This is a genomic window from Hungatella effluvii (genome assembly GCF_003201875.1).
Classification (GTDB): domain Bacteria; phylum Bacillota; class Clostridia; order Lachnospirales; family Lachnospiraceae; genus Hungatella; species Hungatella effluvii.
The window spans coordinates 23,884-38,847 of record NZ_QJKD01000027.1; the positions used below are offsets into that span (position 1 = coordinate 23,884).

At 51.1% G+C, this 14,964-nt stretch carries 14 protein-coding genes; 1 reads left to right on the forward strand and 13 read right to left on the reverse strand.

The genetic code is table 11. From position 1 onward, the window contains the following. Positions 1-35 precede the first annotated feature (35 nt). From DFR60_RS28495 to DFR60_RS28510, 4 genes are read right to left on the reverse strand one after another with little or no spacing between them, the layout of a single operon-like run. Complete coding sequence (locus DFR60_RS28495; RefSeq protein WP_110326459.1) at positions 36-1,760, reverse strand: restriction endonuclease FokI C-terminal domain-containing protein; 1,725 nt, start codon at positions 1,758-1,760, stop codon at positions 36-38. Between the two features lie 58 nt (positions 1,761-1,818). Further along, the gene (locus DFR60_RS28500; RefSeq protein ID WP_110326461.1) at positions 1,819-2,526 is read right to left on the reverse strand and encodes an aspartate/glutamate racemase family protein; all 708 of its coding nucleotides are present in this window, start codon (positions 2,524-2,526) and stop codon (positions 1,819-1,821) included. After that, a complete protein-coding gene (locus tag DFR60_RS28505) occupies positions 2,523-3,362 on the reverse strand; it encodes an endonuclease VIII (RefSeq protein ID WP_110326463.1) in 840 nt (279 codons plus the stop codon). Before DFR60_RS28505 ends, DFR60_RS28500 begins: the two co-directional genes overlap by 4 nt. Then, on the reverse strand, positions 3,359-4,087 hold the full coding sequence (locus DFR60_RS28510) for a hypothetical protein (RefSeq protein ID WP_110326465.1): 729 nt from the start codon (positions 4,085-4,087) through the stop codon (positions 3,359-3,361). The genes DFR60_RS28505 and DFR60_RS28510 overlap by 4 nt, the downstream gene beginning before the upstream one ends. A gap of 269 nt (positions 4,088-4,356) precedes the next feature. Between DFR60_RS28510 and DFR60_RS28515 the strand changes: the two genes are divergently transcribed. Further along, on the forward strand, positions 4,357-4,545 hold the full coding sequence (locus DFR60_RS28515; protein WP_110326467.1) for a hypothetical protein: 189 nt from the start codon (positions 4,357-4,359) through the stop codon (positions 4,543-4,545). Positions 4,546-4,888: 343 nt separating this feature from the next. Here the strand turns inward: DFR60_RS28515 and DFR60_RS28525 are convergent, their stop codons facing one another. The 9 genes from DFR60_RS28525 to DFR60_RS28570 form a co-directional block, all read right to left on the reverse strand. Then, positions 4,889-5,761 (reverse strand): SPL family radical SAM protein, encoded by an 873-nt coding sequence (locus DFR60_RS28525; RefSeq protein WP_110326470.1) that lies wholly within the window; start codon positions 5,759-5,761, stop codon positions 4,889-4,891. A gap of 322 nt (positions 5,762-6,083) precedes the next feature. After that, entirely contained in the window at positions 6,084-8,078 is a 1,995-nt protein-coding gene (locus DFR60_RS28535; RefSeq protein WP_110326474.1) for an oxidoreductase, read from the reverse strand. 91 nt (positions 8,079-8,169) lie between these two features. Next, on the reverse strand, positions 8,170-9,060 hold the full coding sequence (locus tag DFR60_RS28540) for a LysR family transcriptional regulator (protein WP_110326476.1): 891 nt from the start codon (positions 9,058-9,060) through the stop codon (positions 8,170-8,172). A gap of 25 nt (positions 9,061-9,085) precedes the next feature. After that, positions 9,086-9,721 (reverse strand): endonuclease III domain-containing protein, encoded by a 636-nt coding sequence (locus tag DFR60_RS28545; protein ID WP_110326478.1) that lies wholly within the window; start codon positions 9,719-9,721, stop codon positions 9,086-9,088. 69 nt (positions 9,722-9,790) lie between these two features. Then, the gene (locus DFR60_RS28550; RefSeq protein WP_055651018.1) at positions 9,791-10,180 is read right to left on the reverse strand and encodes a VOC family protein; all 390 of its coding nucleotides are present in this window, start codon (positions 10,178-10,180) and stop codon (positions 9,791-9,793) included. A gap of 53 nt (positions 10,181-10,233) precedes the next feature. Continuing rightward, on the reverse strand, positions 10,234-11,262 hold the full coding sequence (locus DFR60_RS28555; protein ID WP_110326511.1) for a zinc-dependent alcohol dehydrogenase: 1,029 nt from the start codon (positions 11,260-11,262) through the stop codon (positions 10,234-10,236). A 229-nt stretch (positions 11,263-11,491) separates the two neighbouring features. Then, on the reverse strand, positions 11,492-12,142 hold the full coding sequence (locus tag DFR60_RS28560; RefSeq protein WP_110326513.1) for a YczE/YyaS/YitT family protein: 651 nt from the start codon (positions 12,140-12,142) through the stop codon (positions 11,492-11,494). Between the two features lie 176 nt (positions 12,143-12,318). Continuing rightward, positions 12,319-12,609, reverse strand: a complete 291-nt coding sequence (locus DFR60_RS28565) for a DUF2325 domain-containing protein (RefSeq protein ID WP_110326480.1) — start codon at positions 12,607-12,609, stop codon at positions 12,319-12,321. Between the two features lie 235 nt (positions 12,610-12,844). Then, positions 12,845-14,932: a heavy metal translocating P-type ATPase gene (locus DFR60_RS28570; RefSeq protein ID WP_110326482.1), complete on the reverse strand. Its 2,088-nt coding sequence runs from the start codon at positions 14,930-14,932 to the stop codon at positions 12,845-12,847. Between the last annotated feature and the right edge of the window lie 32 nt (positions 14,933-14,964).

The following is a 14,964-nucleotide window of genomic DNA, read 5'->3' on the forward strand; positions in this document are numbered from 1 at the left end:
CCTCTTTCTGCTTCCACTATCCATTATATTACCTTTTACCGAAAAGTGACCTCGTCGTTGCAGTCGAACAGGCGGAAAAATTCGGAATACTCCATACGGCCCGCCTTTAATTCTTCTGCCAGCAGCAGAAGTGTCACGGAGTCTATCGCGCCGCCGCAGAGTCCGGAGCGCATGTGGATATTTTCCAGACGATCTTTAAAGCCTCCGGTAAAGGATCCCGACACAAAAGCAAACCGGTAATCGGTCACGCCTTCATCAAATACCTTCCACCAGCGGTTCGGATTGATCTTCTCGTTCCTCTCCTTATTTTCCTCCAAATAGCGGTACATTTCGTCTGCCTGCTTGATCGGAAGGGAGTATCCTTTTCCATACGCCTTATTGTCCATAATCATGCCGTCTTTTCCATAGTAAATGCAGACATCCGGCTTCCTGGTATCTCCCAGTCTTCCTCCCAGAAAATCCAATTCCCTGGTGAGAAGCTCCGCCGTCTGAATCTCATAGTCGCGGTCTGATGTACCATCGAAGCCCAGATCGATTAAAAGCAGATACTCGTGGCTTACATGGGCCAGCCGCTCTCTGACGCTGTCCTTTACGACAGCCATATCGGATTTTACAGAGATCCGGCCCGCATCATCCGCCGGAATCTCCAGGCCTACGATATCGTCCATGATCTTATACGTCTTTCCGGTACGCTTCACATTTAAGCCGATGTTCTCAAAACCACGGATATCATCTTTAATGGTCTCCACCGTCTCTTCCAGTCCCGCCGTCTCCAGATAGGCCTTTACCTGCTCCGGCGAACGATAATCCTTCAGAAGGTACTGGATAATGCGGGTCCTCCGGTTCCTTAAGTAATCCCGGTCCGCCGCCTTCGTTGCCAGCATATCCCACATCACCCGCTTCGGTATCCGGGCAAACTTCGAGACACCGGTGGTATGCTTGAACACGGTTCTCCCCTTTAGCGTAAGCCTGTAGGACTGGGGGATGGTTCCCTCATACCGCCTGGTTCCAGCATCCTCTGCCGCCGTCTTCGCCGCCTGTTCCACCCAGCCCATCTGTTTCAGCCAGCTGCAGATGGTTCGGACGTATTTATCACTGGTTCCTTCTGTATCCTGAAGAAGCTTTGCCCTGTCCTCCTCCTCCGTTTCGAAAAGTCCCTGCAGAATCATATGCTGCGGAATCGAGGTAAAACCGGCCTCACCGATAAAGCCCAGTTTGGCTCCTATTTCAAACTTTGTCAGATGGTCGCCCGCTGCCAGCAGCGAAAGCACCCGGCAGACAGGAGGATACGAGAGAAACGCCGTTGTGAGCGCCTCCTCCTCTTCTTTGCTGCCTGCTTCCGCCTCCGCATAGGAACGTCCCAGATCGGACAGCGAACAGGTATCGGCATTTCTGTCATAATTCAAAAAACCGATGCTGACCGCCCAGCGCAGAAATGAATCCGCCGGCCAGTCGCTCTGGTACTCTTTTCTCTGCCCGGGCAGCACCGCCTGTATAATGCCTGAACACGGTGCATTACTTCTCGTATATCCTTTCGGTGTCCCTTTCCCCTTCAGATGGGCGTACGGCACGATGACCGGATCAGCCTCCAGCTCCTCTATAAATTCTGCTTTGCCATCTTCATCTGAAATGAGCCGGACCAGTTTGTCCTCTATTAACCGTCTGTTGACGGGAGACCCCGGCACAAAGACCGATACCACATTTTTTAAATTATCCAGCTTATAGGCCTCCTGTACCCAGCCAAATGTTCTGACAGCCACTCGGAACACCTCCTTTTCATCTTTAATCTAACGTTTTTCATCTTTCATCTAACGTCTTTCATCTTTCGTCTGCAACACCCACGACCGAGAACTCCGCCGCCTTCTCCGCATGAATCCGGGCCGTATCAAACAGCGGCACATCCGTGTCCCCGTCCTTTACCAGAAGGCCAATCTCTGTACAGCCAAGAATCACTCCCTGGGCGCCTCTCTCTTTTAAATGGGCGATGATCGTTAAATATGCCTCTTTTGATGTCTCAGACAGGATCCCCCGGCACAACTCCTCGTAGATCACCCGGTTCACGGTTTCGATCTCTGCCGCCTCCGGAATGAGCACCTCCACGCCGTACTCCGCCAGTTTTCCCTTATAGAAATCCTGGGTCATGGTATATTTCGTTCCCAAAAGGCCCACACGGTCCATGTTCTCTGTTTTCAGCCTCAGAGCGGTCGCCTCCGCAATATGCAGGATGGGAATATCGATCTTACTCTGAATCTGAGGCGCTACCTTGTGCATGGTATTCGTGCAGATTACGATAAAATCAGCCCCCGCCTTCTGCAGGCTTTTGGCCGCCTCTCCCAGTATTTCTCCGCTTCTCTCCCATTCTCCCGCGGCCTGGCACTCTTCGATCTCCTGAAAATCCACGCTGTAAAGAACGCATCTGGCGGAGTGGAGACCTCCCAGCCTCTCTTTCACCGCCTCATTGATAACCTGATAATAAGTAACCGTGCTTTCCCAACTCATTCCGCCAATCAGGCCGATTGTCTTCATCTCTTCTCTTCCTCCATTTTCTGGCACGATGGACAGTAATAGACCGCCCCGCCCAGATAAGTTTCCTTTACGATCTCTCCGCCGCATACGGGACAGCCGGAAGCCAATGTATTCTTTGACATCAACGTCTGATAGCCCCCTGGATTCCCAAAGATATCTTTTTCGGTGTCGCGTCCGCCTTGTTCCGTCATGGTTTGAAGCACCGTCTTTACCTGTGTCCACAGAACGTTTTGTTCACAGTCTGTAAGGCTGGAAACCTTGCGTTTCGGATGAATTCCTGCCTGAAACAGGATATCCTGAAGGCAGCCGTTGCCAAGCCCCGGTATCCGCTGCTCCGTAGCCAGAAACGCCTTGGCGCTCATGGCCGGTTTCACAGAAGCCAGCAGCTCTTTAAAGTACCCTTCATCAAATTCCTCCGTCAGCGGCGAGATGCTCTCGATACTCTTTCTGTAATACTCATTGTCATAATCTCCCGAATGGCACGAAATACTGCCATACATGGCCACTGTAAATGCAATCGCGGACCTATCCGTAAATTCCAGGAGAAACTGGTATTTCTTCGGACGGACCTCCTCCTTCCGGATAAAACGGGGATTTACTCCATCATTGAAACACAACCTGACGCCGCTGTCGAATTCCAGTTCCGAAAAGATTCCAAAACCGGCCGCGTCAGTCACCGTACGACCGGCCAGAAGCGCCTGGTACTCCTCCGGCTCATGGTTAAACCAGCAGAATTTGTGGGGTGAGGAAGGGGGATATACCGCAGATGCCGTCTTTCCTCTCACTGTCTCTCTCATCTGTTTTGCCAGGTTTATGGCCTCCGGCAGTTCAATCATCGCGTATCCTCCATTCTGACGGCCTTAAACCGTTCCTTCAGCAATCTCTTTAAATATTCGGTATCATAAGTCAAAATCTCCTGTTTCTCATCTCTGGTGTTATATGCTTTCAAAATTATATTCCCATTCTGAAAATCGAAAAACTCGATATCGTCGTAAATATCATACTCCTGGTCCATTAGTTCGTGACCATTTATTCCCTCCGGCTCTGTAAAAGGATTCTCAAAGTCGAGAATCATGACATCAAATGGGCAAGCCCAGAAACAGCCTGTCACTGCCAGAAGGCTGGATTTACTGTCATATACTGCATCTGTCCAGATAAAACTCTCCTGAAAATCTTCTGGTTTATCCGGATAGACACATGCCGGTATATAACGGAACACATCTCCCGTCTCCACACAGAAAATACTGCATCCGTATAAATCCTCCCGGAATACCAGATACCGCTTCCCATTCCGGTGGTGAATCAGCCGGCAGAAATCCCCGTCATCATCCAGATTCCTCCAGCTTAACAGTACGGTTCCGTCCTCTCTCACAAGATCATGGATCACCGCGTGGATATTCCCCTTTAACGTTCCTGTATAATAGCGGGAGCACAAAGAGAAACCATCGTCTAAAGCCGCTGTTTCCGGTATCCCCTTCTGCTCTTCTCCGTGTTCCTCATTGAATATGGAAGAGAAAGATTCCCGATAGTGAAGGTAGGCTTCGCTGTATGCCGCGTTCATCTGCCTCACCTCCTTTTCTGATTGGCTGTCTTGTATTTTTTCTATGTATTTTTATATTCTATCATAAACACGAAATTCGCGAAAGTCCTCATGAAAGGTTTCGATCTGTATCTGCTCCGGCATGCATATCCGCCAAACCTGAAATGCGTGTTGCATAAAGGCCGCTCCAGATTGACAAGCTTCGTGTAATATTATACACTGTCCATATCATCATGCTTTTATATCAGGCAAATAAAGTCTTGACAAAACGGATTCAGAAGGGAAGGGCAATGGACAAAAACAATATTCCGGTTATTACGTGTATGTGTTCCGGTATGACAATCGGGCTTGCCATCGGTGGTGCGGTTGGCCTGTCACAGGGAAGAGCAGGCATAACAATGTGTTATGGCTTATTATTTGGAATGATTATTGGAGTGGTAATCGGAACTGTCATTAAGAAAGTCAAAGAAAAAGAATAACATAACCAGAAAATAAATTTGCATTATAATTAATAGGAGATTTTTATGAAACAATACGTACTGCCTGCATTATTAAAGGCACTTGTAATGTCGGTTTGCTTTACTCTGCTTTGTGTCATTTATGGATTCATATCCGGCAATCCTTATGAGATAACCTTAATACCTGAAGTAATCTTTTTCTTACTGTTCTTCTTTGTTAATTTCATTGAATACTTATGGAAGAACCGGAAAAGGTAGCGGCTAATATATGGATCATTATGCCTGGAGGTATACGATGAAATCGAACCTCCTTATCCTTATTGACAAACACCCCGATAAAGCCCCTTGCCCTTGCCCTCTTTCCTCACTCAAACAACGACATCTGGACCCCCGCCTGTTTATCCTCAAAGGTATGCATATACTCAAACAGCCGATTGCTGCTGCAGACCATTCCTGTATTGCGGCATTCTTCTTTTACCAGGGCGAGCAGACGTCTGGTATCCGGCGACGGGATCTCGTAACTGTTTCCATAGGTACGGATATAGCGCTCCTTCATCCCCGGAAAATGCTGATCCAGCTGCGCATAGAAATACTGCCTGTCCCCATCCCGCAGCGTCACGCCGATGCCAAAGAGCATCAGCCCGTATACCGATGCGTCACGGCAGTATGACAGAATGCCGCGTATGTTCTCCTCTGTATCGTTTATAAATGGAAGAATCGGAGACAGCCAGACGATGGTAGGAATCCCCTCCTCCTTAAGAATCCGCAGTACCTCCGCTCTGCGTCCGGTTGTGCAGACATTCGGCTCGATGATCCGGCAAAGCGCCTCATCATACGTCGTAAGCGTCATGGAAACCACACACTTCGTCTTCCGGTTGATGCTTTTTAATAAATCCAGGTCGCGCAGGATTAAATCCGACTTCGTCTGGATGGACAGGCCAAATCCATAGTAATCAATCAGTTCCAGACTCCGCCTGGTAAGACAGAGCCGCTTTTCCAGATGTAAATAGGGGTCGCTCATGGCGCCTGTTCCGATCATACATTTCTTTCGTTTGCTCTTAAGCGCCTTCTCCAACAGTTCTACAGCGTTGGACTTTACTTCAATATCTTCAAACGCATGATCCATCTGATAACAGGTGCTTCTGGCGTCGCAGTAAATGCATCCGTGCGTGCAGCCTCTGTAAAGATTCATGCCATTCTGTGCAGACAGAATCGACTTTACCTGTTTTTCGTGCATACAATTTCCTCCTAATATCCATTTCCATTTCCAAATCGAATATAATCAAACTGTAACTATAATACCACACTAATCACGTCATCTGTATGTCATGTTTATTCATTTCCCTGCTGTCCGCTGACAATTAATTTTATACAAAAAAACGGCATCGATGCAGGAAGCAGCAGAGGATATCATAATGCTCTGCTGTGTGTCCTGCTCCGATGCCGTGAGGGTTAAACGCCCCGCAGGCAGAGCCTGCCTCGCTTGATCGATATGCTTGATCAGGTATAGTAGCTGGCCCGCCACTCGCCGGAATAAACGGTCGCTATCCATTAACTCCTCAGCCAATATGGTTTGCCACCTCAAACGCATCCCATATCGCATACATAATATTGGATACTTTCCTTGCGTCTCCCAACAAATACAGTTCCGGTACGTCAAATTCCAGCTGGCGGTACAGAGAGTCTTCCTCCTCATACCCCACTGCAAGAATTACGCTGTCACAGGCGATTTCCCGATCTTCTCCGCCGCAGGAAGCATGCAGAATTCCGCCGCGATACCCGGTCACTCTGGCGGAGGTTATGGTCTTTACCCCGTGATAGGGAATCAGGCGTTCCAGCATGTCCTTGTTGGCATGACACAAGGGGCCGTTGACCGCCATCAGCCGGTCGAGAGCTTCCACGATCGTCACGTTCTTCCCCTGTTCTGCCAGCCAGAGCGCAGTTTCACAGCCGACCAGGCCGCCGCCTATAACCACGGTGGTATCTCCGCAGTCCTTTTCCCCGGTCAGGACCTGAGCCGCAGGATATACCCGCTCGTCATCACCCAGGGAAAATACCTTAGGCCTGGAGCCGGCAGCAATGATAACCGCATCATAATTTCCCGCCATAACCATGTCCCGGTCCACACAGGTATGGAAATGTACCGGAACTTTGAGGTTCTGAAGCTGAACCTCATACCAGTGCGCCAGTGCGAGATCGTCCTCCTTGAAGTCAGGAGCTCCTCCTGGAATCAGGTTGCCGCCCAGCCTGTCTCCCTTTTCGAACAGCTCCGGCTTATGGCCTCTCACCGCCAGCACTCTGGCGGCCTCACAGCCTGCCGCGCCGCCGCCCACGACCATCACCCGTCTGCTCTTTAGGATGGGTTCATAGGCGGTCACCCGCTCCCTGGCAGCCTGCGGGTTCACCGCGCAGTTGATCATGGAAAATTCCTGAACACGGCCCATACAGCCTTCCTGACAGGAGATACACGGGCGGATCTGTTCCCATTTTCCGGCCCTTAGCTTATTCACATAGTCGGGATCGGCCAGAAGCGGGCGGCCAAGGCTGACGATGTCGCACTCGCCGGCCTCCACAGCCTCGGAGGCCATCTCCGGATTGTCCATACGGCCTGCACACAGCACCGGGACATCCACAGCCTCTTTCACCATCTTGCAGTACGGACGGAAAAGTCCCTTTTTCTGATACATCGGCGGATGGTTCCACCACCATGCGTCATACGTTCCCACATCGGTGTCCAGCGCGTCATAGCCGTACTGTACCAGCAGCTTCGCAGTCTCCAGGCCCTCCTCGATATCGCGGCCCTTCTCCTCAAATATTTCTCCCGGCAGAGCGCCTTCCCGCCAGTCCTTAATCATACTCTTTAAGCTGAAACGCAGCACCACGGGAAAATCCTGTCCGCACCGGGACTTGATCTCTTCCACCACTTCCCGGGCGAACCGCAGCCTGTTTTCCAGTGATCCCCCATACTCGTCCGTCCTCTGGTTAAACATGGAGATGGCAAACTGGTCCAGCAGATAGCCCTCGTGAACCGCATGAATCTCCACGCCGTCAAAACCGCCCCTTTTCGCATGATACGCCCCGTCTCCGAATGACTTTACAATGCTGTGGATCTCCTCCTTCGTAAGCGGCCTGCAGATTTTATCCAGCCACCGGTGCGGAATCGCGGACGGAGCGACCGGCGGAAACTCTCCGAGATTCGTCGGTATTGTCACCCTTCCGAAGCCGGCCGACATCATGAGAAATATCTTGCTTCCGTATGCATGTACCCGTTCCGTCATCTCCTTCGACGTCCGGATAAAATGCACCGGATTGTACGTGGAATTGGGGCAGTTTGGCATACTCTGGGTCTCAACCTCACAATCTGAAAAGGTCACTCCCGTGATGATCAGCCCCGTGCCGCCCTTGGCGCGTTCCGTGTAATAGTCGATTCCCCTCTGATTAAAGCCGCCCTCGGCGTCAGCCAGTCCCAGCGGACCCATGGGGGCCAGGGCAAAACGGTTTTTCAATGTGACCGATCCTATTTTGACCGGTGTAAACAGATTCTTGTACTTCATGGCACCCTCCTGTTATTTTTATAACGATATTATACCGTTCCATACAGGACAGGCGCTATCAACAATTGCTTGATGGCTGTCAATACTTTTTTTATTCCTCCGGGAAATCCACAGAATAGCTCCGCAGAAAATCCTCCAGTGCCCGAATCACCGAATAGCAGCCGTTATTCTCCTTATAAACGCCGTACACTTCCCATTTCAGCCTCTCCCGGAAGGGAATTGCCCTCATATGGTCCATACGGAAATGCTCCGCGGCAAAATCAGGCACCACCGCAAGCCCCGTCCTCTGCCTGCACAGCTGGTACTGAAAGTTTGCATCTGCGGTTTTGGCAGCAATAAGCGGCTTAAATCCCCTGACCTCGCAGGCCTTCAGAAAGTCGTGGTACATATGAAAGTACTCGTTCATCAGGATCAGCTTTTCACCACGGACCAAATCAATGGTGACCTCTTCCAGATCATAGAAGGGGTGGCCTTCGTAAACCAGAAGACAGACTCTGCATCCGGCCAGACGCCTGTTTTTTACGCCGTCTTCCTTCCACGCTCCAACGACGAAACCGTATTCGATGGTGGAATCCATCAGCCGCTCCTTCACCTCCTGATTCGAGTACTCACACCATTCCACGGAAATCTCAGGATTCTCATCGATAAATTTCTGAATCACCGAAAAAGAAAGTAAGTTAAATACTCCGCAGGCACAGCCAATGCGGAGCAGTCGTTTTTCATTTTTCAGCTGTTGGATACCGTTGCGGATTTCCTCGAACTCCCGAATCAGGATACCCGCCCTCTCATGGAGCAGTTCTGCGCTCTCCGTCGGCCTCACACCCTGTTTCGTCCGTTCGAAGAGCACCGTATCCAGCTCGCTCTCCAGCATCTTAATATTGCGGCTCAGGCCCTGAGGCGTGATAAACAGCTTCTGTGCCGCCTGGTTGATGCCGCGTTCCTCATAGACCGCCTCAAAGCTTTTTAAATCCTTGACATTCATACCATTCTCCCGGGAGCCGTCTTCCCTATACCCCGTTTCGGGCGCAGATATCCTTCAGGCAGCATTTTTCACAGAATGGCTTCGTCCTGGCTGTACAGACATCTCTGCCATGGAATACGAGGCGGTGACAGAAATCACTGCCCTCCTCAGGCGGAATCAGCTTCCACAAAGCCATCTCCACCTTTTTCGGGTCCTTTAAATCCTCCACCAGTCCCATACGGTTCACCAGACGGATACAGTGGGTATCAGTGACGATGGCCGGTCTGCCGAACACATCGCCCATAATCAGATTCGCGCTCTTTCTTCCCACTCCGGGAAGCTTTAAGAGTGCATCGAAATCGTCGGGAACTCTGCCGTCATACTGTTCCTTCAGGATCTTCATGCACGCGCTGATATCCTTTGCTTTGCTGTGCCCCAGGCCGCAGGGCTTCACGATCTTCTCGATGTCTTCCACTTCGGCCCCTGCCAGCGCCTCCACGTCCGGATACTCTGCATATAAATCCTGTACAACCACATTTACCCTGGCATCGGTACACTGGGCCGCCAGGCGCACGCTCACAAGGAGCTTCCAGGCCTCATCGTAATCCAGTGTACAACCGACGTCAGGGTATTCTTCTTTTAGGCGCCTGATGATTTCAAGCGCAAGCTTTTCTTTTGTCATAGCCGTCTCCTCCAATCCTGTAATCATATTATCATTGATTGGGGAAGACGGCAAGTGGCAGTGCATCGTTTACAGCATCTGGCTGAACTCTACCTTTTCCCGATTCGGTCCCAGAATGGTGAAAAAGCGGACGCCATTTGCCCAGAAGGGCAGAAACTGGATCTCCTCGTCAAGCATAGGGTATCCCGCTTCTTTGATCTCTGCAAATACCGCTTCAATATCCGTCACATCGAGAGCCACGTGATCCACCGCTCCGTTCCTCTCCGCCGCCTGATGGTTCTCATACGTCTCAATCACAAGACTGCCGCATTTCAAAAAAGCAACTCTCTCCCCAGCCGCTTCATTTACCGTTTCAAATGCAGTCTCAAACCCCAGTTCATGGTAAAATGCCGTCGTCTTTTCTATATCATTCGTCGGAATTCCAATATGCTGGAGTCCCGTTATGTACTGTGCTGCCATTTTATCTTCCTCTCCCCTGTATCATGATCCACAGCTCCGTCTATTCCTCCGCGTTACGATTCTGCCACATTGATAATCACCTTCATGGTGCTCTCCCGGTTCTCATCGATATACCGGTATGCCTCCAGATAGTCCCTGAATGCGAAATGTTTGGAGATCAGCGGCGCCAGCACCACCTTTTTCTCCTTTACCAGACGGATCGCATCGAGATAGTCCTCATTTCGGTACATCATACTGGTATTCAAGTCCAGCTCATGGTCATTTAAGACAGCCAGATCAATCTGGGCGGTTCCCGCAAATACCGCCACCAGGATGATGGTACTTCCCTTGCGCGCATATTGAATGGCCTGTCCCATGGTAATATTATTGCCCGCGCAGTCGTAGATGACGTCAGCCTTATCCGGCCCGAAATTCTCCACCATGGCCTCACCGAAATTCTTCGTCTTCGTATTGATGCAGAAATCCGCGCCGCATTCCTTCGCCTTTTCCAGCCTCAAATCGCTGACATCCGTAATCATAACGCTCTCCGCACCCAGGCCCTTCGCCGTCTGGGCCACCAGGATTCCGATCGGTCCCGCTCCCAGGACTGCGATCTTAGCGCCTTCCACATTTCCGGCACGCTTCACCGCGTGAACCGCCACCGCCAATGGTTCAATCATGGCGCCCTCGTCAAAGCTCATCTCCTCCGGAAGCAGCGTCACCTTGGCCGCGTCGACAGCGAAGTAATCGGATGCCACACCGGTCGTCTGAAATCCCATTACCTTCAATTCTTCGCAGAGATTGTATTTGCCATGACGGCACGGATAACATTTTCCGCAGACCACCTGCGGCTGGATCGTCACCTTCTGCCCCGCCTTCCATCCTTTTACATCGCTTCCGAGCTTCTCAATCTCCCCCGATACTTCGTGTCCCTGAGTGACCGGATAGCTGGTAAACGGATGCTCGCCATGGTAGACATGGATGTCCGATCCGCACACTCCGATCTTTCTGATCTTAACCAGTACCTGATTCTCTTCCGGCTCCGGAACCGGCACTTCCTGAAACTCAATTTCCCCCGGAGCAGTCATTACCTGCTGCAGCATCATACATGTACCCTCTTTCTACATTTTGGTCTGTGCAATAATATAAATACTTTTATATATCTTTTTATCAAAGTATTTATATTATTGCACAAACCAGGGAAAATGTCAATCCTGAATACTTCTTCTTTTACCTGGATGCGGATATTCTCAGTCTATACGATTACTTACAGACGCATAAATCCCCTGTGCCATTACCATTTAGTAAAGTCACAGGGGATTTGATTTTCATTTATACAGGATTCGATACTCCATCCTTCTTTAACAGCCTGTCCGTAAAATGAAAATTAAAGAACTGCACAAAAGGCCCCAGTCCCAAAGCGGATACCAGCGTTCCCAGGCCGACAATTCCGCCTGCCGCGAAGCACACCACCGCGCAGAACACGTCACAGGCCATACGGCACCAGAAGTAGGATATCTTTTTCTGTTTTCTGCACATGATCAGCGCAAGGCTGTCATACGGCGCCACGCCTACATCGGAGGTCTGGTATAAAGAGAGCCCGAAGCTGCAGACTACCACACCGATGAATACGGTCAATAGCTTCTGCCACAGCACGGAAGGCATTCCAAGGGTCACCTCCCATATTCCGAAAAAGAAGGTAACGATGTATCCCAGAAGCAGCGCGTTCACAGCCGTGCCCAGGCCGATCAGCTGCCGGCCCATGGTAATCTCAGCAATGAAAATCACAAGATTCACCAGGATAAGGAAAAACGCATACTGAATGCCGGTGCAGTCCGACAGGGCCATTACCATGCCGCTGAAGGGGTCGTTGCCCAGTCCTGAAAGTTTAAAAATGCTGATTCCCATTCCCGTAAAAATATTACCGATGATCATGATGACGGCCCGCCTGCGGTCCAGTTTCTTAAAGTAATCTCTTATCATTTTATGAAGGGGTCCTTTCTCCTCAGTTTGCGCGTTTCGCAGCTGGTTTTTCATGCCTGCACCGCCAAAAAACTGCGCTCCTGCCCCATCATACCATCCTTTTCCAGAACATGCCATAACAACCTTTAAAAATTTATGGTGTTCTCAATCAATTGCCTGGCCGCAGCGGCAGCTTCTTACACCGCCTGCGGAGTCTCATCCTCCAGAATCTTAGAAAGCGCCGTGCCGCTGCTGGTATGGCAGCGGACCACGCGGGTGGTGCCGTCGTCGATGCCGTCCAGGGCACATTTTACCATCTTGTGGGAAACCGTGTTGGTAAACAGGACCAGCAGGTCCGGACATCCGATCTTCTTATCCATGTTGGTGCTCATCTGGGTAAAGACCTTTGCCTTGCATTTAAATTCCCTGCATATCTTCTTGTACTGGCTCACCATACGGTCGTGGCCGCCGATAATTACTACGCTCATTTATGATACCTCCAGTTCTCTATCGTGCTGTCTGCAATTCACAGCCTGCCGGGTTTTACACCATTACTGTTTCCTCCGGCTCCTTGGTTTATGTAGTTAGTTGTAACTAACTACATTTTACCAGCTATTACAACATTTGTCCATAGCCGTTCTTGAGAACATTTCTTAATAGATGGGAAATGGACAAAAAAAGAGCCACACCGTCTTTCGTGGTATGACTCTTTTGAACCGCTTTCTATTGTTTCTGTTCCAGTAAATTGGTCATGCTCTTCAGACTGACCATGAGCGTTGATGTATTATGAAGCAGCGCGGAAGTGGCCGGCGCCAGGATTCCGTTGACGCCCAGCAGGATCAGGCCCAAATTAAATCCGATCACAAACCGGTAATTTCTGTTTACACGGACCATCAGCGCGTTGCTGATTCGCTTCAGTGTCACCAGTTGATCCAGCGCGTCCTCCGATATGGTGATATCCGCGATTTCCCTGGCGATCTCCGCCCCCTCGCTGATGGCGATTCCCACGTCGGCGGCAGATAAGGCGGGGGAATCGTTAATCCCGTCACCGACCATAATGACTTTTCTGCCTGCGGCTCTCTCCGCCTCCACGAAACTGGCCTTGTCCTCCGGAAGTACTTCGGAGTAATACTCATCCACGCCCACCTTATGCGCAATGGCCCTTGCAGTCCGGTCACTGTCTCCCGTCATCATAACGATCTTGGAAAGGCCCAGCGCTCTCAACTGACTGACCACTGAGGCGGCCTCCTCCCTCAGGGGATCGATAATGCAGATCACCGCGGCAAGGCGTCCTCCAACCGCCATGTAGAGATGGGAATACTCCGTCGGAAGGCTCTCGTACTGTTCTCTTCCGTCTTCCGGAATCACGCTCCCCTCATCCTCGAAGACAAAGTGGTGACTGCCGATAATCACCCGTTCCCCTCCGATATAGGAGGCGATTCCATGGGCTACAATATAGTCCACCTTCGAGTGCATTTCCTCGTGGATCAAACCTCTCCGGACGGACTCCTGAATGACCGCGTTCGCCATGGAATGGGGGAAATGTTCCTCCAGACAGGCTGCAATCCGAAGCATCTCATCCTCGTCCCGCTCCTCGAAGGTCACGACGCCGGCCACCACCGGCCTGGCCTTCGTGAGAGTACCGGTCTTATCGAATACGATGGTATCCGCCTCCGCCACGGACTCCAGATAGACACCGCCCTTGACTGTAACCAGATAGCTTCCCGCCTCCCGCATGGCTGAAAGCACGGACAGCGGCATGGCCAGCTTCAGCGCACAGGAGAAGTCTACCATCAGGATCGAAATCGCCTTCGTCACATTCCGTGTGAGCAGCCAGGTGAGTACCGTGCCGCCCAGACTCCAGGGAACCAGCGCATCGGCCATGGCGGCCGCCTTTCCTTCCACATTGGATTTCAGCTTCTCGGAGTCCTCAATCATTTTGACGATCCGCTCGAATCTGGTGGATCCGGCCGCCTTCTTCACACAGATGGTGATGCTCCCTTCTTCCACTGCGGTTCCCGCGTATACGTATGTATCCGGCTCCTTCTTTACCGGTATGGACTCGCCTGTCATGGAGGCCTGATTGACCATGGCTTCCCCGGTCACGACAACTCCATCCAGCGGAATCACGCTGCCCACATGTACTGTCACGAGGTCGCCCTCGCGGATTCGGGAGACCGGAACCAGAACCTCCGTTCCGTTCACATTCTGCCATACCTTCTCGATGTTCAGGGACATGCTTCGAGCCAGATCTCCTACCGATTTCTTATGGGTCCATTCCTCCAAAAGCTCCCCGATCCCCAGCAAGAACATCACGGAACCGGCCGTATTGTAATCCAGTCTTGCGATCGACACTGTGATGGCGGTGGCATCCAGAACCTCAACCGTCAGCTTTCCCTTCAGGAGACAGCGAAGGCCCTTTACGATATAGCCAGCGGACTTCACCGCCGTATACACAGCCCGAAACGGCACAGGCAGAAATACCTTTGTAAACGCCCTCACAACGACCCGCTGGATCAGTTTTTCCTTGTATTCCCGGTTCAGCGCCCGGCCGCTGTCCTTCGGGACCAGCTCACAGAGTGACTCGTCCTGAAAGGAAAAACGCCTGATTTCCCCGATGATGACCGACCGCAGGCCGTCTTCATACAGAATCGCCGCATCCGCGGTCCTCTCATAGACCTTCACCTCCTTCACTCCCGGAATGAGGCTCAGGGCACAGCAGAACAGATCCGCCTCTCTCAATGTCAGCTGACGCCGGTCGAGATGGATTCGAAGCCGTCCTTTTATCTCGTGTTTCACTATAAATCTCATGTCTTTGTCTCCTGTCCTATGTTTATCCAGCT